At 32.1% G+C, this 22,438-nt stretch carries 21 protein-coding genes; 1 reads left to right on the top strand and 20 read right to left on the bottom strand.

Annotated elements, in window-relative coordinates:
• Positions 1-142: 142 nt before the first annotated feature.
• The 17 genes from rplS to J3R86_RS05030 form a co-directional block, all read right to left on the bottom strand.
• Positions 143-493 carry a 50S ribosomal protein L19 gene (gene rplS, locus J3R86_RS05110; RefSeq protein ID WP_002465082.1) on the bottom strand — a complete coding sequence of 117 codons (351 nt, stop codon included), beginning with the start codon at positions 491-493 and terminating at the stop codon, positions 143-145.
• Between the two features lie 103 nt (positions 494-596).
• The gene (gene trmD / locus J3R86_RS05105; RefSeq protein WP_207518341.1) at positions 597-1,334 is read right to left on the bottom strand and encodes a tRNA (guanosine(37)-N1)-methyltransferase TrmD; all 738 of its coding nucleotides are present in this window, start codon (positions 1,332-1,334) and stop codon (positions 597-599) included.
• Entirely contained in the window at positions 1,334-1,837 is a 504-nt protein-coding gene (gene rimM / locus J3R86_RS05100) for a ribosome maturation factor RimM (RefSeq protein ID WP_207518339.1), read from the bottom strand. The genes trmD and rimM overlap by 1 nt, the downstream gene beginning before the upstream one ends.
• Before the next feature lie 748 nt (positions 1,838-2,585).
• Entirely contained in the window at positions 2,586-2,861 is a 276-nt protein-coding gene (gene rpsP, locus J3R86_RS05095) for a 30S ribosomal protein S16 (protein WP_207518337.1), read from the bottom strand.
• Between the two features lie 146 nt (positions 2,862-3,007).
• Positions 3,008-4,375 carry a signal recognition particle protein gene (gene ffh, locus J3R86_RS05090; protein WP_207518336.1) on the bottom strand — a complete coding sequence of 456 codons (1,368 nt, stop codon included), beginning with the start codon at positions 4,373-4,375 and terminating at the stop codon, positions 3,008-3,010.
• Positions 4,376-4,395: 20 nt separating this feature from the next.
• On the bottom strand, positions 4,396-4,728 hold the full coding sequence (locus J3R86_RS05085; protein ID WP_207518335.1) for a putative DNA-binding protein: 333 nt from the start codon (positions 4,726-4,728) through the stop codon (positions 4,396-4,398).
• A complete protein-coding gene (gene ftsY / locus J3R86_RS05080) occupies positions 4,715-5,944 on the bottom strand; it encodes a signal recognition particle-docking protein FtsY (RefSeq protein ID WP_207518333.1) in 1,230 nt (409 codons plus the stop codon). The genes J3R86_RS05085 and ftsY overlap by 14 nt, the downstream gene beginning before the upstream one ends.
• Positions 5,944-9,510, bottom strand: a complete 3,567-nt coding sequence (gene smc / locus J3R86_RS05075) for a chromosome segregation protein SMC (RefSeq protein ID WP_207518332.1) — start codon at positions 9,508-9,510, stop codon at positions 5,944-5,946. Before smc ends, ftsY begins: the two co-directional genes overlap by 1 nt.
• A gap of 259 nt (positions 9,511-9,769) precedes the next feature.
• Entirely contained in the window at positions 9,770-10,501 is a 732-nt protein-coding gene (gene rnc, locus J3R86_RS05070; RefSeq protein WP_207518330.1) for a ribonuclease III, read from the bottom strand.
• Positions 10,502-10,616: 115 nt separating this feature from the next.
• On the bottom strand, positions 10,617-10,850 hold the full coding sequence (locus J3R86_RS05065; RefSeq protein ID WP_002462381.1) for an acyl carrier protein: 234 nt from the start codon (positions 10,848-10,850) through the stop codon (positions 10,617-10,619).
• 298 nt (positions 10,851-11,148) lie between these two features.
• Positions 11,149-11,886, bottom strand: coding sequence for a 3-oxoacyl-[acyl-carrier-protein] reductase (fabG, locus tag J3R86_RS05060; protein ID WP_207518329.1), 738 nt, complete (start codon positions 11,884-11,886; stop codon positions 11,149-11,151).
• Complete coding sequence (gene fabD, locus J3R86_RS05055) at positions 11,879-12,805, bottom strand: ACP S-malonyltransferase (protein WP_207518328.1); 927 nt, start codon at positions 12,803-12,805, stop codon at positions 11,879-11,881. The genes fabG and fabD overlap by 8 nt, the downstream gene beginning before the upstream one ends.
• Positions 12,798-13,784 carry a phosphate acyltransferase PlsX gene (gene plsX, locus J3R86_RS05050; RefSeq protein ID WP_207518327.1) on the bottom strand — a complete coding sequence of 329 codons (987 nt, stop codon included), beginning with the start codon at positions 13,782-13,784 and terminating at the stop codon, positions 12,798-12,800. The genes fabD and plsX overlap by 8 nt, the downstream gene beginning before the upstream one ends.
• 11 nt (positions 13,785-13,795) lie before the next feature.
• Positions 13,796-14,362 carry a transcription factor FapR gene (gene fapR / locus J3R86_RS05045; RefSeq protein WP_207518326.1) on the bottom strand — a complete coding sequence of 189 codons (567 nt, stop codon included), beginning with the start codon at positions 14,360-14,362 and terminating at the stop codon, positions 13,796-13,798.
• Between the two features lie 361 nt (positions 14,363-14,723).
• Entirely contained in the window at positions 14,724-16,784 is a 2,061-nt protein-coding gene (gene recG, locus J3R86_RS05040) for an ATP-dependent DNA helicase RecG (protein ID WP_207518325.1), read from the bottom strand.
• A 184-nt stretch (positions 16,785-16,968) separates the two neighbouring features.
• A complete protein-coding gene (gene fakA / locus J3R86_RS05035) occupies positions 16,969-18,615 on the bottom strand; it encodes a fatty acid kinase catalytic subunit FakA (RefSeq protein ID WP_207518324.1) in 1,647 nt (548 codons plus the stop codon).
• Positions 18,616-18,629: 14 nt separating this feature from the next.
• Positions 18,630-19,004 (bottom strand): Asp23/Gls24 family envelope stress response protein, encoded by a 375-nt coding sequence (locus tag J3R86_RS05030; protein WP_207518323.1) that lies wholly within the window; start codon positions 19,002-19,004, stop codon positions 18,630-18,632.
• Positions 19,005-19,467: 463 nt separating this feature from the next.
• Here J3R86_RS05030 and rpmB point away from each other — a divergent pair, with 463 nt between their 5' ends.
• On the top strand, positions 19,468-19,656 hold the full coding sequence (gene rpmB, locus J3R86_RS05025; RefSeq protein ID WP_000517908.1) for a 50S ribosomal protein L28: 189 nt from the start codon (positions 19,468-19,470) through the stop codon (positions 19,654-19,656).
• A 423-nt stretch (positions 19,657-20,079) separates the two neighbouring features.
• Here rpmB and J3R86_RS05020 read toward each other — a convergent pair whose 3' ends face one another.
• From J3R86_RS05020 to rsgA, 3 genes are read right to left on the bottom strand one after another with little or no spacing between them, the layout of a single operon-like run.
• Entirely contained in the window at positions 20,080-20,724 is a 645-nt protein-coding gene (locus J3R86_RS05020) for a thiamine diphosphokinase (RefSeq protein WP_207518322.1), read from the bottom strand.
• 2 nt (positions 20,725-20,726) lie between these two features.
• Positions 20,727-21,374, bottom strand: a complete 648-nt coding sequence (gene rpe, locus J3R86_RS05015; RefSeq protein ID WP_207518321.1) for a ribulose-phosphate 3-epimerase — start codon at positions 21,372-21,374, stop codon at positions 20,727-20,729.
• Complete coding sequence (rsgA, locus tag J3R86_RS05010; protein ID WP_207518320.1) at positions 21,375-22,250, bottom strand: ribosome small subunit-dependent GTPase A; 876 nt, start codon at positions 22,248-22,250, stop codon at positions 21,375-21,377.
• Positions 22,251-22,438: the final 188 nt, after the last annotated feature.

Here is a 22,438-nt window from a genome sequence, read left to right as displayed (position 1 = left end):
AAATATTAATCACTTATGGGAATGAGACACACTATAAATTAAAACACCAAAAAAGCCATCTAAATCACTTGTTAAAAGTGACCTAGATGGCTTTTTGATTTGAGTCATATCAAACTCAATAATAGTTTCGGATAATCGCTGATTAACGAATTTCTTGAATTCTAGCAGCTTTACCACGTAAACTACGTAGGTAATATAATTTAGCACGACGTACTTTACCACGACGTTTAACTTCGATTTTTTCAATTTTTGGAGTGTGTAATGGGAATGTACGTTCCACACCAACACCTGATGAAATTTTACGAACTGTAAACGTTTCAGAAACTCCGCCACCACGACGTTTGATTACAACACCTTCGAATACTTGGATACGTTCACGAGTACCTTCGATGATACGTACGTGTACACGTAAAGTGTCACCTGGACGGAAGTTTGGTAAATCCGTACGTAATTGTGATTTTGTTACTGCTTCAATTAACTTATGGTTTGTCATTATAAATTCTCCTCTTCACCCTATGTTCTTGCCTCGACAAATATATAGCAGCGGAGCATAGTGATTTTTCGTGTTTTCACACTTAAATAATGTTAGCATAACACTATTCTTTTTTCAATTCTATTTTATATTTTTCTAAAAAATCTTTGTCTGGTTTAGTTAACGGATAACTTTCAAGTAAATCAGGTCTTTTATGATAAGTACGAATTAATTTTTGCTCATGTCTCCATTGTTCAATATGAGCATGATTTCCTGATAATAAAACATCTGGTACTGTTAATCCCTTAAATTCGCGTGGTCTAGTGTATTGTGGAAATTCTAACAAGCCATCTGAAAATGAATCATCTTGATGAGATTGTTCGTTCCCTAGCACACCAGGAATAAGCCTTACAATTGCATCAGTCATTGTCATCGCAGGCAATTCTCCACCAGTTAAGACATAATCTCCGATAGAAATTTCATCAGTTACTAAATTCGTTCTTATGCGCTCGTCATAACCTTCATAGTGACCACAAATGAATACGATATGCTCGGCATGACTTAATTCTTCTGCTTTACGTTGCGTAAACGGTTCACCTTGTGGACACATTAAAATGACACGTGTATTGTCACTAACTGCTAAATCTTCCATAGCATTAAATACTGGTTCTGGTTTAAGTACCATACCTTGACCTCCACCATAAGGATAGTCATCTACTTGATTATGTTTATTAATTGAATAATCTCTAAAATTAACCGTATTGACTTGTAACAATTCTCTTTCTTGAGCCCTTTTTAGTATTGAATGATTCAGCACACCATCAAACATTTCTGGAAAAAGTGTTAAATAATCAATTTTCATTAGTCCAGTAGTCCTTCCATTGGAGTAATAATGATTTTTTTATTATCAATATCAATATCTTTGACAACATCAGCAATATAAGGAATTAAATATTCTTTTGCTCCTTCAACTACCCAAACGTCATTAGCACCTGTTTCAAAAATATCGATAACACGACCAATAGGTGTCTCTTGATCATCAAAAACGGTACATCCAATAATATCTGAATAATAAAATTCATGTTCCCCTAATTCAATATCATCATGGTCTCGTTCTTGATAAATAACGTCTCCTTTAAGATGTTCAATATCATTAATATTAGTGATACCTTCAAAAGTCAACATATGTAACCCTTTATGGATACGATGCGATTTTATCACATAATCAATATCTTGATTGTTATGTGATATCGTTAAAGTTTCACCGGGCTGAAAGCGAATATCTGTAAAGTCTGAATTGGATTTAACTTTCAATTCACCTTTAATTCCATGTGTATTTACTATTTGACCAACTTCAACTTTCATATATTTTACCCTCCAACAATTTTTCAAAATTACATTCTATCTCAGAATAAACATAACATCCTACGTCGCATTGAATAAAAAAGTATTATATTTTTATTTTACAATCTCATGATTGACTTCAGTTGTCAATTTTGAAAGTGACTTAAAATTCATCCAAATTTTATCAGCATTTATTTTATTAAATCTGTTTTTAACAATTACAATTTTTTACATACTTTTTAAAGACAATATACTTACTTTTAATGGTTCTCTCCCAAATTGGACTGATAACATAATTATTTTTTAGCCTCTCACCCCGTCTTGCACATTATAGTAAAAATTTTATTTTTAAAATTTTTCTATGACGGGTCCCTTGCCCAACTTGCATTGCTTGAAAAAACTGGATAACCAGTTTTTCTATGTTGGGTCCCTGCATTGCATGTTAGAGTTTCTGCTATCTTGATAGCTAGAAAATCTTATGCAGTTTATTATGAATTAATAAACTGTAAACCTATTTCAGACAACCAGTTTTTCTGTGTTGGGTCCCTTCCTAGGGTGCTGTCTCAGGAGTCTCGGCTTCAAATTAATTTTCGTTTTAAAGTATTCATTTTTTATTAATAAAATAAAAATACTTTTAATCAAATAAAAAGGGCACCATACTGGTACCCTTCACTTATGATAACATTTATATATTCATGTCTGGTTTACATCAATATATTGTGTTCAATGATAAGTTTTAAATTATTATTTCGACTAGTGATTAAGCTAATTATTTAGCTTTCTTTTGTTCGTCGAATTTTTTCATAATACCTTCTTTAGATAAGATATTGTGAACTGTATCAGTTGGTTTCGCACCATCTTTTAACCATTTTAAAGCTAACTCTTCATCAACTTTAATTTCAGGAGCATTAACGCTCGCTGGGTTATAAGTACCGATTTGTTCGATGATACGACCGTCACGTGGTGAACGTGCATCTGCAACTACGATACGATAGAATGGATTTCTTTTTGAACCTAAACGTGTTAAACGAATTTTAACTGCCATTTATAAAATCTCCTTTAAATCTGTTTTATTATTTATATTCTACAAGAAATAATATTAACAGGTGCTAGCAAATTTGTAAAGAGTTTTTTCTTTACCAAATATTTAAGTCCTAACTTGCACATTGTAACTTTTAGCAAAACCACTAATTAAAACGGCAAATTCATGCCTTTTAGCATATTTTGCATTTGATTACGCTTACCTTTTTTACCTTTACCGCCACCAGTAAATTGTTTCATCATTTTCTTCATATCATTGAATTGTTTCATTAGACGGTTTACTTCTTGTAATGATCGTCCAGAACCTTTAGCAATCCTTTTCTTGCGAGATACATTTAACGTGTCTGGATTATTTCGTTCTTCTTTAGTCATAGATTGAATAATAGCTTTAATATGATCGATTTGTTTGTCGTTCATATTTAATTTATCCAAGCCTTTCATTTTATTCATGCCAGGAATCATTTTCATAATATCATCTAATGGACCTAAATTTTTAACTTGATCTAATTGCTCTAAAAAGTCATCTAATGTAAATGATGATTCACGCATTTTTTTCTCTAAATCTTTAGCTTTTTCTTGGTCAACATCTTGCTGTGCTTTTTCAATTAAACTTAAGACATCACCCATACCTAAAATACGAGATGCCATACGTTCGGGATGGAATAATTCTAAGCCATCTAATTTTTCACTCATACCAACAAATTTGATTGGTTTTTGCGTTACAGAACGAATTGATAATGCTGCACCACCACGTGTATCACCATCAAGTTTAGTTAATGTTACACCCGTTATATCTAACTGGTTATCAAATGATTCTGCAACATTGACTGCATCTTGACCTGTCATTGAGTCAACAACTAACATAATTTCGTTTGGTTGCGCAATTTCTTTCACTTCTTGTAATTCATTCATTAACGCTTCATCGATATGCAAACGCCCAGCTGTATCAATAATAACAAAATCTAAATGTTCTTCTTTAGCATGTTGTAAAGCGTTAGTAACAATTTGTTGAGGTTTAACTTGATCTCCTTCACTATATACAGGAATATCAATTTGTTTACCTACAGTTTGAAGTTGATCAATAGCTGCAGGACGATAAATATCCGCCGCAACTAGCATCGGTTTTTTGTTATATTTTTTGCGCATTAATAATGCTAATTTACCGGCAGTAGTTGTTTTACCTGCACCTTGTAAACCAACCATCATTACTACAGTTGGTGGTTTGTTAGCCATTGTGATGGATGTATTTTCTCCACCCATTAATTGAGTCAACTCGTCCTGTACAATTTTTACGACTTGTTGGCCAGGTGTTAATGACTGCATTACATCTGAGCCTAAGGCACGCTCTGAAACGGTTTTAATAAATTCTTTCACAACTTTGAAGTTAACGTCGGCTTCTAATAATGCTAATCTAACTTCACGCATCATTGTTTTGATATCTGCTTCAGTTAACTTACCTTTACCACGCATTTTCTGCATAGTTGCTTGTAAACGCTCTGATAAGCCTTCAAATGCCATAAAATATGCCCCCTATCTCTCTATTCTAATTCTTCTAATTGTTGAATATATTGTGCTATTTTTTTCGTATCATTTAAATGACGTTTCATTTCTTTATATATTTCTTGTCGTTGTTCAAACTTTTGATATAATGCCAATTTAGCTTCATAATCTTCAACTAAATCGCCAGTTCTTCTTATATTATCATAAACTGCTTGCCTACTCACATCAAAAGTATCAGCGATTTCACTTAGAGAATAATCTTCAAGATAAAATAACTCTAAATAGTTACGTTGTTTATTTGTTAACAATGATTGGTAAAAATCAAACAAATAATTCATGCGTAATGTTTTTACTAAATCATTTTGACTCATGATCATTATCCTCTAATTGCTCAGTATTACCGGCAACACTATCAATTTCTTCATTTTGTTCAATCATGTCTGCAAATAAACCATAAACATAACTTTCAGGATTAAATGGTTGTAGGTCATCAAGTTGTTCACCTAAACCAACATATTTAACTGGTATATGCAATTCATTTCTAATAGCTAATACAATACCACCCTTAGCAGTTCCATCTAATTTTGTTAAAACAATGCCAGATACATTTGTAACATCTTTAAAATTACGTGCTTGTGATAATGCATTTTGACCAGTAGTTGCATCTAAACAAAGTAATACTTCATGAGGTGCTTCTGGCACAGCTCTACCAATAACACGCTTAACTTTTTCTAATTCTTGCATTAAATTGGTTTTGTTTTGTAATCGCCCAGCTGTATCACAAATTAAAATATCTACACCTTTATTTTTAGCTGCATTAATAGCATCGTACATAACAGCCGCTGGATCTGAACCTTCACTTTGGCTTACTACCTCAACGCCAACACGTTCTCCCCATACTTTTAGTTGTTCGATTGCTCCAGCTCTAAAAGTATCACCAGCAGCTAACATCACTTTCTTACCTTCCATCTTGTAACGATAAGCAAGTTTGCCAATTGTTGTAGTCTTACCAACACCATTAACTCCTACCATAAGGATGACGTTTAATCGTCCATCTTCTAAGTTCATTACTTCGGATTTATCGTCTTCTTGATGATAAATTTCAACAATTTTTTCTACTATAACCTCACGTAAATCCTCAGTATCTTGAATATTACGACGTTGTGCTTCACTGCGTAGTTCTTCTGTTAATGTCATTACCGTATTAAAACCGACATCGGCAGTAATTAACATCTCTTCTAGTGCCTCGAAGAAGTCTTCATCAACTTTACGATATCTCGCAATTAAATTATTTAATTGTTCTTGGAAGTTTTGTCTAGATTTCTCTAAACCAGCTTTAAACTTAGCACCCATTTTTTGGGCTTCGATCTCTTCAAAATCTTCAATAGATATTAAGCCGTCATCATCAAAATCAGCTTCACTCAATTTACGTGGTTTTTTCTTTGGAACTTCAACTTCTGCTTCATTAGATTGTTGCTGTTCTGATGATGGTTGTTGGTCCTCAGTTTCAGGTAAATTACTTTGTAATTGTTCTTCATCTTTTTTTGTTGTAGCAAATTTATCCTTTAAACGTTTAAAAAAGCTCATTACTGTTCCTCCTTGAGTACATCGTCTATAGTATTTAAATTAACACTTACTAATTTAGTTACCCCTGATTCTTGCATTGTTACACCGTATAGTCGATCTGAAAATTCCATCGTACCTTTACGATGTGTAATAACGATAAATTGGGTCTGTTCTGACAAATCATTTAAATATCTAGCATAACGAATGACATTTGCTTCATCTAACGCCGCTTCAACCTCGTCTAAAATGACAAACGGCGCTGATCTCACTTTTAAAATTGCAAATAATAATGCAATGGCTGTTAAAGCACGTTCACCACCGCTTAACAGAGATAAATGTTGTAATTTTTTGCCTGGCGGTTGTACATTAATATCTACACCAGCAGTTAAATAATTATCATCTGTTAATGTTAGTTTAGCATCTCCGCCACCAAATAATTGTTTAAACACAGTAGTAAAATGTCCTTCAATGGCATGAAATGTTTCTTTAAATCTTCCGATAACTTCTTGATCCATTTCATTAATAATTTGTTCTAATGTTTCTTTAGCTTGTCGTAAATCCATTCTTTGCTCATTTAAAAATGTGTATCGTTCATTTAGTTCATCATATTGTTGAATTGCATTTAAATTAACTGGACCCAATTCTTCAATTGACATTTTAGTCAATTTAACTTTTTTTCGTAAACTTTCAATATCTTCATCACTGTGATAGTCGGCTTTTGCTTTTTCAAAAGTTAAATTATAATCGTCATTTAAATGATTGATAGCATGACTAATTAGAACATCTAATCTAGATTGTTGTGATTTAACATCTTGATAATGATTTTCGATAGATAGTATATCTTGATGACACTCTTGTAACTTATCTTCTAATTGTTCAACTTGCTGGTTGATATCTATTCTATGTTGTTTTAATTCATCTAATTTTAAGGATAATTGCTGTCTTTCTTCTTCCGCATTAGTAATTTGTTGTTGAATATTATTAAATGCTTGTTCACCCATTACTTCATCTGAGTTAAAGAAAGCAATCTTCTCTTTCACTTCAGCTAGTTGTTGTTCAGTTGCTTGTTGTTGATTATTTAAACGCCCTATTGATTCTTTTTGAGATTTAATACGCTCTTTAATTACTGCCAAATCAGATTGCTTTTGATGTAGTTGTTGCTGCGTTTGAGTCGTATTCTCTTTACCTTCTTTTGATAATTGTGTATAACGCTCTATTTCTTCTTCAAGATATTTTAACTGCTGCTGAATATTTGCAAGTTGTTGTTCTTTGTCAGTTAACGTTTGCTTACTTTTTTCACTTGCATAGCCATCATTTTTCTCAAATTCAAATTCTTCATGCTCATTTTTAATCTGAGTTTCTTGAGTTTTCAAGCGGTCTAAATCTAATTCATATTGATGAGCTTGCTCTTTAAGTACATTATAAGTTTGACTTTTATCAAAATATTGTTCACTTAATTCATCACTTTGTTCTTTTATTTCTTTAAACTGTTGTTCAAACGTTTCAGTTTGACGTAAATAGTCTTGTAACTGCTTACGCATCGTTGTTAATTCATCTTTTTGAGACAGGATGCTCTTAGTCTTTCTAGCACCACCACCAGTCATTGAACCACCTGGATTAACAATGTCACCTTCTAAAGTAACAATGCGTGTACGATATTTAATTGCTCTTGCTAAGTCATTAGCATTTTTTAAATTATCAACTATAATCGTATTGCCTAATAAGTTGCCAATGATTTGTTGATAAGTTGATGTTACTGTCACTGCTTCAGAAGCTACACTGATAAAACCAATTGCTTGTTGAGCAATCGCTCTAATATCAGAGGCTATCGTTCGACTTTGTATGACATTCAATGGTAAAAATGTCGCTCTTCCTAGTCCTTTATCTTTCAAGAATTTAATGGCATTACGCCCATCCTTTTCAGTGTCAACTATGACATGTTGTAAGGATGCACCTAACGCGGTTTCAATTGCTTGTGTTAATTTTGAAGGAACTTCTATAATTTCAGCTACTGCTCCGTGTATGCCAGACAATTCTTTATTCTTAGCCTTTAATATATGTTTAACGCCATTAAAGAAATATGTATAATCTTCTTCTTGAGCAGCTAAACTATCAATTCTCGTTTTCATTTTTTCAGTATAACGATAAGCTTGATATAACTTTTCTTCATATTCATTTTGTGATTGCTTTGTTTTCGACAAACTTTGCTCAAGCGACTTAATTTCTTTATCAGTTTGTACCATAGCTTTTTTCGCTTGTTGATATTCCTTATCAACTGATGTGATTTGTTGTTGAATAGATTTAAGCTGTTCATATACTTCAACTAATCTTGAATCTAAGCGTGACTTTTTAGCTTCATTTTCTTCTATAGTATGTTTTAAAAAACGAATATCATTATTAACATCAGATTGTTGTGACATTAATGTATAGTAATCATTCTTAATTTGTTCTAATTTTTCATCGTGTGCTTCATCTGAAACATACAGTTGCTCTTCTAATACTTTAATTTCACTATTAAGTGCTTTTTGTTTATCTTGTAATGCCTGTAATGCCGTTGAACATTCTAGACGTTCTTCTTCTATAGTAGTTAATTGTTCATTTAAATTTAGTTGCTCTTCTTCATATCTTGCATTTGTTTCTGATTGATTTTTTTTACGCTCTTCAAGAACATTTAATTGACCTGAATATTTTTCAAATGCTTCGGTTGCTTTAACAAGTTGATAATTAAGCGTCTCAATATCATTATCAATTTGTTGCCGTTGTCCTTTAAATTGCTGAATATGTTGTGATAGTTCACTTTTTTCAGCTTCTTTGCTAGCTTCTTTACTTTTCAAGTCATTCAAACGCTCATCTAATTGTTGGTTATCATTATGATAACTCGTTATGTCATTAACCGTAACAACAATATCACTGTGTGTCATTTGTTCAGATAATGTTTTATACTCTTTAGCAATAGCTGCTTCTTCTTTTAAGGGTTCTACTCGTCCTTCTAGATCATATAAAATATCTTCTACACGAGTTAAATTATCTTCTGTTTGAGCTAATTTATTTAATGATTCAGCTTTTCTTTTTTTATATTTTAATACTCCTGCTGATTCTTCAATAATTTGACGACGATCGACAGGTTTAGCATTTAAAATTTCATCCACACGACCTTGAGAAATAATGCTGTATGCTTCTTTGCCTAAACCTGAATCTAAAAACAGATCAGTAATATCTTTAAGTCTAGCACGATCATTATTTAAGTAATATTCACTTTCACCACTACGATACAATCTTCTTGTTACAACTACTTCTGAAGCATCTACATTAAGTTTGTTATCTTGATTATCTAGTCTTAATTGAACTTCAGCGTAATTTTGTGCTTTACGATGCTCAGCTCCAGAAAAAATAATATCTTCCATTTTTGAGCCACGTAGAGATTTAGCAGATTGTTCACCTAGTACCCACTTTATTGCATCTGTAATATTACTCTTGCCACTACCATTTGGACCAACAATTGCTGTTACACCTTTATCAAATTGCACATTTGTTTGATCTGCAAATGATTTAAATCCAATGGCGTCAATTGATTTTAAGTAAACCATTCTTAACTCCTTATCACTATTTCACTATTCAAAAGCTCTATCTTATTTCTCATCATGACAGAACTTAAAACTAAAAAGCTTTATCTCTTGATTTTTAAAAATTTAGTAATAACTGCTTGAATTATATGATGTCAATGAATCAACAACTTTCAATCCTAGTCAATCTTACTAAGTCAGAATTAGGAAGTAATAGGTTAATAATTTTATTCCTGTCCCAATCCCCATTTTTTTATAATTTTAACTTACGTTTACCTCTAACTTAATGCAAATTCTTTAATTGTTTATATGCTTGCTCAGCCGCTTTTTGTTCAGATTCTTTTTTTGTTTTTCCTTTACCACTAGCAACAGCGTGTCCTTCTAATATCACTTCAGATGTGAATAGCCGATGATGAGCTGGGCCTTCTTCATTGATTAACTTATACGTTACATCACCTTTATTCTGTTGATGAACCAATTCTTGGAATTGTGTCTTAAAATCTACCACACCTAATAATTCATCATGTTCAACATGTGGAAATATCACTTTTTCAGCAAATTGCCAGACGATATCTAAGCCTTGATCTAGATATAGAGCACCAATAAAAGCTTCGAAAGCATCTGAAATTAACGATGGTCTTGTTCGACCACCAGTCTTTTCTTCGCCTTTACCGAGTAAAATTATTTCATTTAAGCCGATTTTATTTGCAAATATTACAAGTGAAGGTTCACAAACTATTGTCGCACGCATTTTTGTTAAGTTACCCTCTGGTAAATCTGGGTGTTTATCAAATAAATAGCGTGAAACCGTCAATTCTAATACCGCATCTCCAAGAAACTCTAATCGCTCATTATGATCTAAACGGTTCATATTAAAATCGTTAATAAAACTAGAATGAGAAAAAGCTTGTTGATATAATTCAATATTATTATATGAAAATCCTAACGCTGTCATCTTAGCTTCAAAATTCAGTCTAAAATGATGTATAATATCGTCTTTCTTTTGTTTCGACATCATCAAAACTCCTTTATTTTATCATCTTTAATTATTATTAATTTTACGTCATCTTTAACTATAATTAAAGAAAAAAACTGAGCCGACAAATCTATCGACCCAGATGTTTAATTTATTATTTTTCAAGACTGTTAATAAAGTTAACAGCATCACCAACAGTGTTGATTTTTTCAGCTTCTTCATCAGGAATTTCAGTACCAAACTCGTCTTCTAATTCCATTACTAATTCAGCAATATCAAGTGAGTCAGCGCCTAAATCATCTTTGAAAGATGCATCTGCAGTTACTTTATCAGCATCAACACCTAAACGGTCAACGATGATATCTTTTACTTTGTCGAAATTTTCCACGTCGATTCACCTCCTTTAAAAATGCCTATACATAGACTATTATATTTTCACATGTTGAATTGTAAAAAACAAGTAGAAATTTTAGAAACACTTATCACTTTTAGTGATTAGTGTTTCTTGGGAGTGGGACTGAAATGAATTTCCAATAAAATTCATTTCCTAATCCCACCCCGGCAAAACTGACTAGGGTTGTAAAACGTTAATTTATTAACATTTTACAACCCAGACAGTTACTGCCAAATGCTTAAGTATAAGAAGTATAAAATGTTTTTTTGTACCAATGTCATAAGCTTGTCACTTATTCCATAAACATACCACCATTAACATGGATTGTTTGTCCAGTGATATATTTCGCTTTATCTGAAGCTAAGAAAGCAACAGTATTTGCAATATCCGTGTCTTCACCAAATCGAGATAATGGAATTTGTGTTAACATTTGTTCTTTCAAATCATCACTCAAAGCATCTGTCATATCAGATACAATAAAACCAGGAGCTACAGCATTAACCGTAATACCACGTGAAGCGAGTTCACGGGCTGCTGATTTAGTCAAGCCAATCACACCAGCTTTAGTTGCAACATAATTTGCTTGTCCAGGATTACCTACTGCACCTACAACACTTGATAAGTTGATAATAGCTCCACTACGCTGTCTTAACATTTGTGGCGTTGCTTTTTGAATACAATTGAATACACCTTTTAAGTTAGTATCAATAACATCATCCCACTCTTGTTCTTTCATACGCATTAATAAATTATCTCTAGTTATACCAGCATTATTTACTAAGACATCTAATGAGCCAAATTGACTAACAACTTCTTTAATCATTGCTTTTACTTCATCAGGATTAGCAACATTTGCTTGAATTGCAAAGCTATCTACACCTTTAGCTTTGATTTCTTCAACTACTGCTTCTGCTTTATCTTTACTTCCTGCATAATTGACCGCAACATTATAACCTTCATCTGCTAACTGTAATGCAATACTTTTACCTATACCTCTAGATGCTCCTGTAACTAATGCACTTTTAGTCATTTTGATTCCATCCTTTCACATCTTCTAAAGTTTGTATTGATGTTAATGTGACATCTCTATTAATTTTCTTAATTAAACCTGATAGTACTTTTCCAGGGCCAATTTCTATAAAATGATCTACACCGTTATCAATTAACCATTCAACAGAATCAATAAACTGAACTGGTGAATATAATTGTTTAACCATTTGAGCTTTAATAACTTCACCATCTGTTTCACCCTGTGCATTAACATTTTGTACTACTGGAAACTTAGCATTATGCCATTCAAATTGATTAATATAATCAGAAAAATCCTGCTCAATCACTTTCATCATAGAAGAATGGAATGGTCCAGATACTGCTAAAGGCATGACACGTTTTGCACCTAACGATTTACCTTTGTCCACTAACTCGTCTATCAGTGCTTTGTGTCCTGAGACAACAATTTGTCCTGGACAGTTAATGTTTGCTGGTTCGATAACTTGGTCATCTGTAGATAATTCTTTACAGATATTGTCTACTTGTTCAAAATCTAAACCTAAAACAGCAGCCATACTACCAACACCACTTGGAAATGCTTGGGCCATTAATTGTCCACGTTTGCGAACAATTTTAACTGCATCTTCAAATGATAATACTCCACTTGCTACTAAACTCGAATACTCACCTAAACTATGTCCCATTGTATAGTCTGCGTTTAACCCTTCTAATGCATGGAATAAAGCTATACTATGGCTTAAAAGTGCTGGTTGTGTATGTTCAGTTTGACCTAATTTGTCTTCAGAATCGACAAACATAGTTTCTAAAATGTCAAAATCCATTAGTTCAGCTGCACTATTTAAAATATGTGTTGCTGCTTCATTATGATTGTATAAATCTTGTGCCATACCTACTTTTTGTGCACCTTGTCCTGGAAAAATAATTGCAGTTTTAGTCATTCGTTTCACCTACAGTTTCTTTCATTGTTTGTACAATTTGTTGTTCGCCAGCAATTTTGGCTTGTTTAATGGCAGAATAAAATGCTTTAGCATTAGAACTACCGTGTGCTTTTACTACTGTGCCATCTAAACCTAATAACACAGAGCCACCATATTCAGAGTAATCCATTTTTTTGGCAAAAGCATCTAAATCTTTCTTTAGAATTGCCCCTGCAATTTTATTTTTAGTGCTACTCATTATAGTATCTTTTAACATTTTACCTATGGACTTCGCAGTACCTTCTAAATTCTTAAGTACCATATTTCCGGTATAACCATCAGTTACAACAACATCAGTTTCTCCATCCATCAATGTTTTAGCTTCTATATTACCAACAAAATTTAATTGTTGATCTTCGTTCAATAATTGATAAGCTTTTTTAGTTAGTGCATTACCTTTTGCTGGTTCTGTACCAATATTTAATAATGATACTTTAGGTTGATTAATACCTCTTATTTTTTGAGCGTAAATGTTACCTAATTGAGCATATTGTTGTAAATGTTCAGGTTTAGCATCTGCATTAGCGCCCACATCTAAAAAGACGAAACCTCTGCCATCAATGGTCGGTAAAGTAACAACTAAAGCAGGTCTAGCCACACCTTTAATACGTCCGACAATAAATAAACCAGCAGACATTAATGCACCTGTATTACCAGCTGAAACGCATCCATCTGCTTCTTTAGATTTAACCGCTTCGGCCATTTTAACCATAGAACTATCTTTTTTACGTTTAATAGCTCTAACAGGTTCATCTTCCATCTCAATTTTTTCACTGCAATGTCTAAAATCTATACGTTCATGCTTTAAATTATATTTTGCTTGATCACCAAAAAGGATAATTTCTAAATCTTTAAAATCTTCGACAGCTTGTTTTACTGCTTCCAAAACAATATCAGGTGCATTGTCTCCACCCATCATATCAATTGCTATTTTGACCATTATATTATTCCTCACTTATAATAAAACATTTTAAAATTGCCTTTAAATACTAATTTATCTTTAACATAAGAATTAACTTCAACAATATAAAATCTTGAAGTTTTATCTATTACTTTGGCTTGTGCAATAACCGTATCATTTAATTTTACTTTTTCTAAAAATTGAATATTACTTTCATAAGTTAATACTGTTTGATACTGAATTAATGCTACACACAAAGAATTGGCTTGTGCAAACAGTACGTGTCCTCTAGCAATTTGATTCTTTGCGAAAACAGAATCATGTGTAATTTCTAAAATAGATTGTGCTGTATCATTTGGTTTCACTTGAATTAATGTTCCAATAAATTCTTGTTTGTCTATTGAACTGATTTGTTCATAATACTCTTCAGCTACTAATTGAATTCTTTTACGTAATTCAGGAATATTTAAATTCGTTCTGTCTAGGCGAATCGTTTGAATACTTACATTAAATTTGTCGCTTAATTCGTTATCAGTAATGAAGGGATTACGTTCTATTTGTTGTTTAATTGCTTGTCTACGTTCATCTTTTTTTAATTTCACAACGTCACCCCTCATTTTTTAGTACCTAGTCTTAAACATTCCTCACATATCATAACACTTTCTGTTTAAACTGCTCAACAATTTACTGTGAAATATCTATACTTTTTATATTATTATTATTTCAAGAAAGTTAGCAGTTACCTATAAGCTATTAAAAATACAATATTTACTACATCATAGAATTCTTTATTCAATACATTTTCTAAGAACCTGTGACAAAAGCATGTTACATTTAAATTTAACTATTTGGCAGTAACTGTTTGGCTTTTAAATTGTTGATAAATCATCGTTTTAAAAACCTCGTCAGTCTTGTCTGGATGGAATTATGAAATAAAATTTATAGAAAAAATTTTTCTGTCCCACTCCCAGTAATTCTTTAATCAAAGCTTCGATAGAGCAAATGATTTTCAACAAAACTTCTTAAATGTTGGTACTGATTATCAAAGAATGCTCCAGATTGGATAAGTTCTGCAGCTTCATCTCGAGCCACTTCTAACATACGATAATCTTCGACAATATTTGCAACTAGAAAGTCGGGTAATCCACTTTGCTTAACGCCAAAGAAATCACCTGGACCACGCATTTCCAAATCCCGCTCACTTAATTCAAAGCCATCAGTTGTTTGCGTCATTATGGTCATACGTTCAATACCAGTTTCCGTCTTAGGAGAAGCAATTAATACACAATAACTTTGATGCTCACTTCTACCAACACGTCCACGTAATTGGTGCAACGTAGATAATCCAAAGCGATCTGCATCATAAATCATCATGAATGTTGCATTAGGTACATTAACACCAACCTCAACAACTGTTGTTGAAACTAGAACATCAATTTCATGATCACTAAACTTTTGCATTACTTCGTCTTTTTCCTCAGAAGATAGCTTACCGTGTAATAATCCTACACGTTGCTCACCATAATATTGTTGTAAAGATTCATATAAGGCAACAACATTTTGTACATCTTCTAAATGCTCAGAACTTTCTATTAATGGACATATGACATAAGCTTGACGACCTTTTGTTAGTTCAGATGTCATTTGTGCTAATACTTGATCATATTGTTCATGTTTAGCCCAAGTCGTAATAATTGCTTTTCTTCCTTTAGGAAGTTGTTTTATTGACGATACATCCATCTCACCGAATACCGAAATGGCAAGTGTTCTTGGTATAGGTGTTGCAGTCATAAACAATACATTTGTCATGGCACCTTTTTCTCTCAGTAATTGACGTTGATTAACACCAAAACGATGCTGTTCATCTGTAATAACTAAGCCTACATCCTTAAATACTACATCATCTTGTATTAACGCATGCGTACCTATTAAACAATCAATGGTTCCTTGTTCTAATTGTTCAAGAAGTATACGACGTTTTTTTCCTTTAACAGAGCCAGTCAATAATGCCACATTCATTTTATCGCCGAATAATTGTATTAAACTTTCAGCATGTTGCTCTGCTAAAATTTCAGTAGGAACCATTAATGCTGATTGAAAACCTGCTGTTTTTAAAGCATACATACATATCGCCGCAACTACCGTCTTACCAGAACCAACATCCCCTTGTAATAATCTGTGCATTCTAATAGGTGCTTTTAAGTCTCTAAAAATCTCGTTCACGCTATTTTTTTGTGCTTCTGTTAATTCAAAAGGTAACTGATCTATAAAATCTTTTACTAAGTCAATATTATAATTTACTTCAATTGCTTCGTCCGTTGTCTTTTCTAATCTATTTAACCATTGCATACGTAATTCAAATAAAAACAATTCAGTAAAAGCATACGTCCTACGTGCTCTTAATAGTTCTGTTTTGTTTTTAGGATTATGTAGTGTGTTTAAGGTAAATTCCAACGATTCTAATTTATATTTTTGTCTTAAATCATCAGTTAACCATTCATGAATTGTTACATCTTGAATAGCTTGTCTAATATGGTCTCTTAATTGCTTTTGTTTAATACCTTCCTTGATTCGATAAACTGGCTCTAATTGTACTTCATTTTGGTCATTTGATACTTGCGTAGTAGCATTAAAAAAGACTCTATTGCCTGTTATTTCTTGTTTATATCTATTCCATTTACCTTTAATGGTAATTGTTTGGTTCAACTCTATTTTCTTTTTTAAATAAGGTTGATTAAAAAATATACATTTAACTGCGATACCATTGACCATTAAGTGCACAGTAAGTTTTGATTTATTTCGTCCAAAAAAGGCAATAACTGGTGAAGTATATACTTGTCCTTCTACAGTGACATTCGCTTGATCATCGGCTTGATTTAAATCAATCACTGTATTGTCTTCATATCTCGTTGGTAAATATAGTACTAAATCTTCAACAGAGTTAATATTTAGTTGTTGCAAAGCTTCTATCTTTTTAGGGCCTATTCCTTTAATTTGTCCTAACGAATACGGACTTTCTATTAAATTGACCTTTGTCACTATGATCACCTATTAATTCTTATTTATTTCACAAGATGCTTTTGTAATAGCTCTATTCTATCATGAAAACTACTGAATACCCATGCTCAGAACTTTACTAAAGAATAAAAAAAATCAAGACCCTCACAACATTGCAGGTCTTGATTAAAGTAAATTATATTTAGTTAAACTTTATCATTAAATCTTATTCAACTGAAAAGAAATATTGATATATAGGTTGATTACCTTGATGCTCTTCAATTTCAACTTCGGGATAGTGTTCTTCAATCCAAGAAATCGTTTTATCTGTCAGTTCTTGCTTAGCATCTTCTCCAGCTATGATAGTTAAAATTTCAGTTTCTTCAGATAGCATTGCATTTAATAGTTCTGTTAACGTAACAAACTCATCTTTATTACTGCTAACAATTTTATCTTCAATCAAGCCCATATAGGCATCTTTTTTGATTTCAACACCGTCAATTTTAGTGTCACGAACAGCATATGTTAATGACCCTGATGTTACTGAGCTAAGCGCTTGTTCCATCTGTAATTTATTATCCTCAACTGTGGCATCTGGATTATATTGGAATAACGCATTAATACCTTGAGGAATCGATTTAGTTGGTACAACGACTGCATCAGCATCTACAATACTTGCAGCTTGCTCACTAGCCATTAAAATGTTTTTATTATTTGGTAAAATGATTGCTCGTTTACATTGTGATTGTTCAATTACTTTGACAATATCTTCAGTAGATGGATTCATCGTTTGACCACCACTTATAATATGTGTGGCACCCATAGATTTGAAAATGTCTGATATACCATCACCCATTGATATAGTAATAATAGCTGTGTCTACTGTTTTCGTTGTTTCTTCTGTAGAACGTTCTTCTTTACGCACAACTTCGCGATGTTGTTCTCTCATATTTTCAACTTTTAATTTAATTAACTCACCGTATTGTTGACCATAGTTAAACACATCACCTGGATGTTCGGTATGTACATGAACTTTAACTATTTCTTCATCATTGATAACTAATAATGAGTCTCCATATTCGCTCAAGTCTTGTCTAAATTCTTGTTCATTGAATTCTTTTTTATTTTTGCCAAAACGAACCATCATTTCTGTACAATACCCATAAACGATGTCTTCAGTATTAATAACGCCATGAAAATCGTGTTCATCATGAACTAAATCATCTTTATCTAGCGTTACAGCTTTTACAGATACTGTTTCACCTTTAAGCGCCTTTAAAAATCCTTCATACACACATAATAGACCTTTACCACCACTATCTACAACGCCTACTTCTTTTAATACTGGCAATAAATTAGGTGTATTATCAAGTGATTCTTCTGCTTTGACAATGATATATTCCATTAATTCTATACAATCATTTGTTTGTTGACATTTATCCATCGCTGCACTTGCTGCGTCTTTAGCAACTGTAAGAATAGTACCTTCAACTGGTTTCATCACTGCCTTATATGCAGTTTCAACGCCTGCATTAAAGCTTTCTGCCAATTGTTGTGCGTTAATATCAGTCTCATTTTCTATATTTTTACAAAAACCTCTAAACAATTGAGATAAGATTACACCTGAGTTACCTCTAGCTCCCATCAACAATCCTTTTGAAAATGTCTTTCCTAATTCACCAATGTGTTGTGATAAATTATTTTCAACTTCGTCTCTACCTGAAGTCATTGTAAGGTTCATGTTAGTACCTGTATCTCCATCTGGTACAGGATAAACATTTAATGAATCTACTAAATCTGCATTATTAGATAAATTTTGTGCCCCTTGTATTATCATATCGGCAAATAATTTACCATTAACTTCGCTAATCATTTCCAGTTGTCCTCCTAGTTTTTCTTACCTGTATTATTCACACGTACACCTTGTACATATATATTAATAGAATTAACTGATACATTGAGTGATTTTTCTAAAGTATATTTCACAGTTGATTGAACATTATTAGCAACTTCTGATATTTTCACACCATAACTTACAATGATGTACATATCAATGTCAACTACACCGTTACTTTCATTAACTTTAATGCCTTTAGCATAATTTTCATGGCCTAAAATTTCAGCAATACCATCTCTTACTTGTTGTCTTGAAGCCATACCTACGATACCATAACATTCAACAGCTTTACCACCAACTACTGATGCTATTACTTCATTTGATATGTCGATTTTACCGTAATCATTTGAAATTTCTAATGTCATCGTCTATATTCCTCCTATACTTCGAAGTTATTCTTTCCCTATTAAATAAACATATAGTCTCTTCAATTTTTTAAATTTAGTTCTAATCATAGTTTTTGAATCTTACATTACTTATATTAATAGTTAATTGTATCCATGTGACTTCGTTAATCTTTTTAATATCTACATTATTTGAAGATGCATAATAAAAAGTAAACTTTGTCAAACTATGATAAATGCTTTTATACTTTTCTGTTACTTATAATGAAACGTCTATAAGTTAACAATAAACATTAACACAAAATATTTAATTAATACTTTTAAATATCATACTATATCACTTCACAGTCTACAATTATATCATAATATAAACCAAAGTTGACTTTTCACGAAAAATTTATTTGTTTTTTTAAGATAATTATGCTATGTTATTTAAGTATATAAGTAGTTATGTGTATTTATATTTATTAAAGGAGGTACTCATATGGGTAAACAATGTTTCGTAACAGGTCGTAAAGCTTCGACTGGTAACAGACGTTCACACGCTTTAAACTCTACTAAACGTAGATGGAACGCTAACCTTCAAAAAGTTAGAATTCTAGTTGACGGTAAACCTAAAAAAGTTTGGGTTTCTGCACGTGCTTTAAAATCTGGTAAAGTAACTAGAGTTTAATAAATATATTGCACATAAAAATGATCCTTATGTGGAGGAATCATTTATAAGAACTTAAAGGTTATCCTTTAAGTTCTTTTTTTGTTTATATCGTTCTTTAACAAACGCTCAGCTGTCAAGAATATTAGTCCAATTTGATAGCACACCTTGATAATTTGTGTATCCAAGCACTTCAATTACTATATTAGTCTTGGTTGGCTAACTCTTAATTATAAAACTATAATCATTTTTTACAAGTTGACTAGCTAATCCGGGAGTCTCAATTTCAACTTACTTTAAATTTTTCTTACTTTCTACTAAATTCGATTATTCATTTTAAAAATAGAAAATATTTATATTAGTTATTCCTGTAACAGTTAAAAAGTGGAACAGTAAGTGCGTTGATTTGTACCGCCTTCTGTTCCACTTTTCTTTATTAATCTTTTAATTATTTAAATCTGTACTTCTTATTTGTAATAACAAACCTTGATGTACATTAATAATCGCATTATCTTGTTCAACTTCATTAGAAATAGTTAAAGTCGAACCTAGATCTAATAATTGTCGGTGCAAATCATATTTAAAACCAGTTAATGATAACAGTACATTATCAGACATTGGTATAAACGAAATATAAGGATATTTCTTAATTAATTGAATATGATGTTCACCCGTCGGTAATAGCTTTATTTTATTTTGACTATCAACTAATTCAATCGTAATGTTATGTTGATAATACGCTTGTTTCAACAATAATTGCACTGCACCAAAAAAATGATCCAATCTGCCACCTGTTGCACCATATACCGTAATTTGATTAAATCCTAATGCTACTGCTTTTTCAACAGCAAGAGCCAAATCAGTATCTGCTTTTTCAGCTTTGACAGGCTTAATGTTCAATTGCTCTTGCAACAACTTTCTTTCTGCTTCATTTACAGAATCGAAATCTCCAACTGAAAAAAATGGTGTTATATCATGCTCCAATAATATTAACGCACCTCTATCTACACCAGCCCATTTATCTTCATGTCTCGACGACAATAAGTCCTTAGGTAAAAATCGATCAGAGCATAAAAGATTGATATGCATAGCTATTCACCTTTCAATTGTTGAGTGACATCTTTATAACTTTGTTGCTTAAAGAAAAATGATCCTGTTACTAACATAGTCGCTCCATTCTCTACACATACTTTTGCTGTTTCCAAATTAACTCCACCGTCAACTTCAATATCATATGTGAAACCGTGTTGTTGCTTCAATTGGCTTAACTCAGCAATTTTATCAACACAGCTTGTTATAAATTGCTGTCCACCAAAACCTGGATTGACAGTCATAACTAAGATGTAATCAACAAGCCCTAAAATAGGTTTAATTAAAGATACAGGTGTGCCAGGATTAATCACTACACCAGCTTTTTTATTATGTTGTTTAATAAGTTGTATTGCTCTATGAATATGGGGTGTTGCTTCAACATGGACAGAAATTAAATCCGCTCCATGTTCAGCAAATAATTCAATATACTGCTCAGGGTTTTCTATCATTAAATGTACATCAATTGGTAATGATGAATGTTGGCGCACTGCATCTAAAATAGGTACACCAATCGAAATATTAGGTACAAATTGACCATCCATAACATCAAAATGAAGACCATCGACGCCAGCATCCGCTAAGTGATCAAGCTCAACTTTTAAATTCGCAAAATCAGCTGATAAAAGTGAAGGGTATAGTTTTGTCATTTAATATCTTACCTTTCTATTTGAAATTTCATTAAATAATTGTAAATAATGATCATATCTAAATTGTGCAATATCCCCATCTTCAAGTGCTTTTTTCACATTACAATGTGGTTCTTTAATATGATTACAATTTCTAAACTTACATTGTTCACCATAATAATTCAAATCTAAAAAGTAATGTTTCACATCGTCTTTATCGATATGATCAAAATCTAAGGCACTAAAACCTGGAGTATCTGCGATAAAGCCATTATGACGTTCAAATAATTCTACATGTCTTGTCGTATGTTTACCGCGATTCAGAGATTTAGAAATGTCGTTAGTTTCTAGCTTTAATTCAGGCATATATTGATTCAACAACGTTGATTTACCTACTCCAGATTGCCCACTTAAAACAATCAAACCTGGAGGCCAATGATCAACTAATGTCGTTCTATCATCACCATCACCTACAAATTCAGTTTCATATCCAATTTTATTATAAATATCCAATAATTGATTAATTTCTTCTACTTGTTTAGGCGAAGCTAAATCTTTTTTTGTTACTAATATTCTTGTAGTTAAATCATAAGAGTGAGCAATAACCAGAAATCTATCTAATAACTGTGTTGAAAAATTAGGTTCAACCGCACTCATAACCACCACTAGTGTATCTATATTACTCACAGGTGGTCTTTTTAATTCATTATTACGTGGATGGACATGATGTATATAACCTTCATCAACATTTTGAACATCAAAATCAACGATATCTCCTACTATAGGTGAAAATTTATTCTTTCTAAATAGACCACGTGGTTTAGTATTAAAGCGAATACCTTCAACATCAACTTGATATACACCACTAATCAATTTTACAATACGACCTGTTTTCACTATGACACCTCTCGTTTTTATTAACTTAGTTTATTATATCAAAGTATCGAATATTTATATATCATTCACATTTTTTAAAATTAATTAATACTTACTTTTCAAGTTATATATACCCTAGCAAATTAAACCGTTAGTTATAATTGCTTGTCTTATAGACTTACAATCTTTACTAGCTCTTGCCCAACTTA

Source organism: Staphylococcus simiae, assembly GCF_017357005.1.
Lineage (GTDB): Bacteria > Bacillota > Bacilli > Staphylococcales > Staphylococcaceae > Staphylococcus > Staphylococcus simiae_A.
This window is presented reverse-complemented; position numbering and strand designations above follow the sequence as displayed.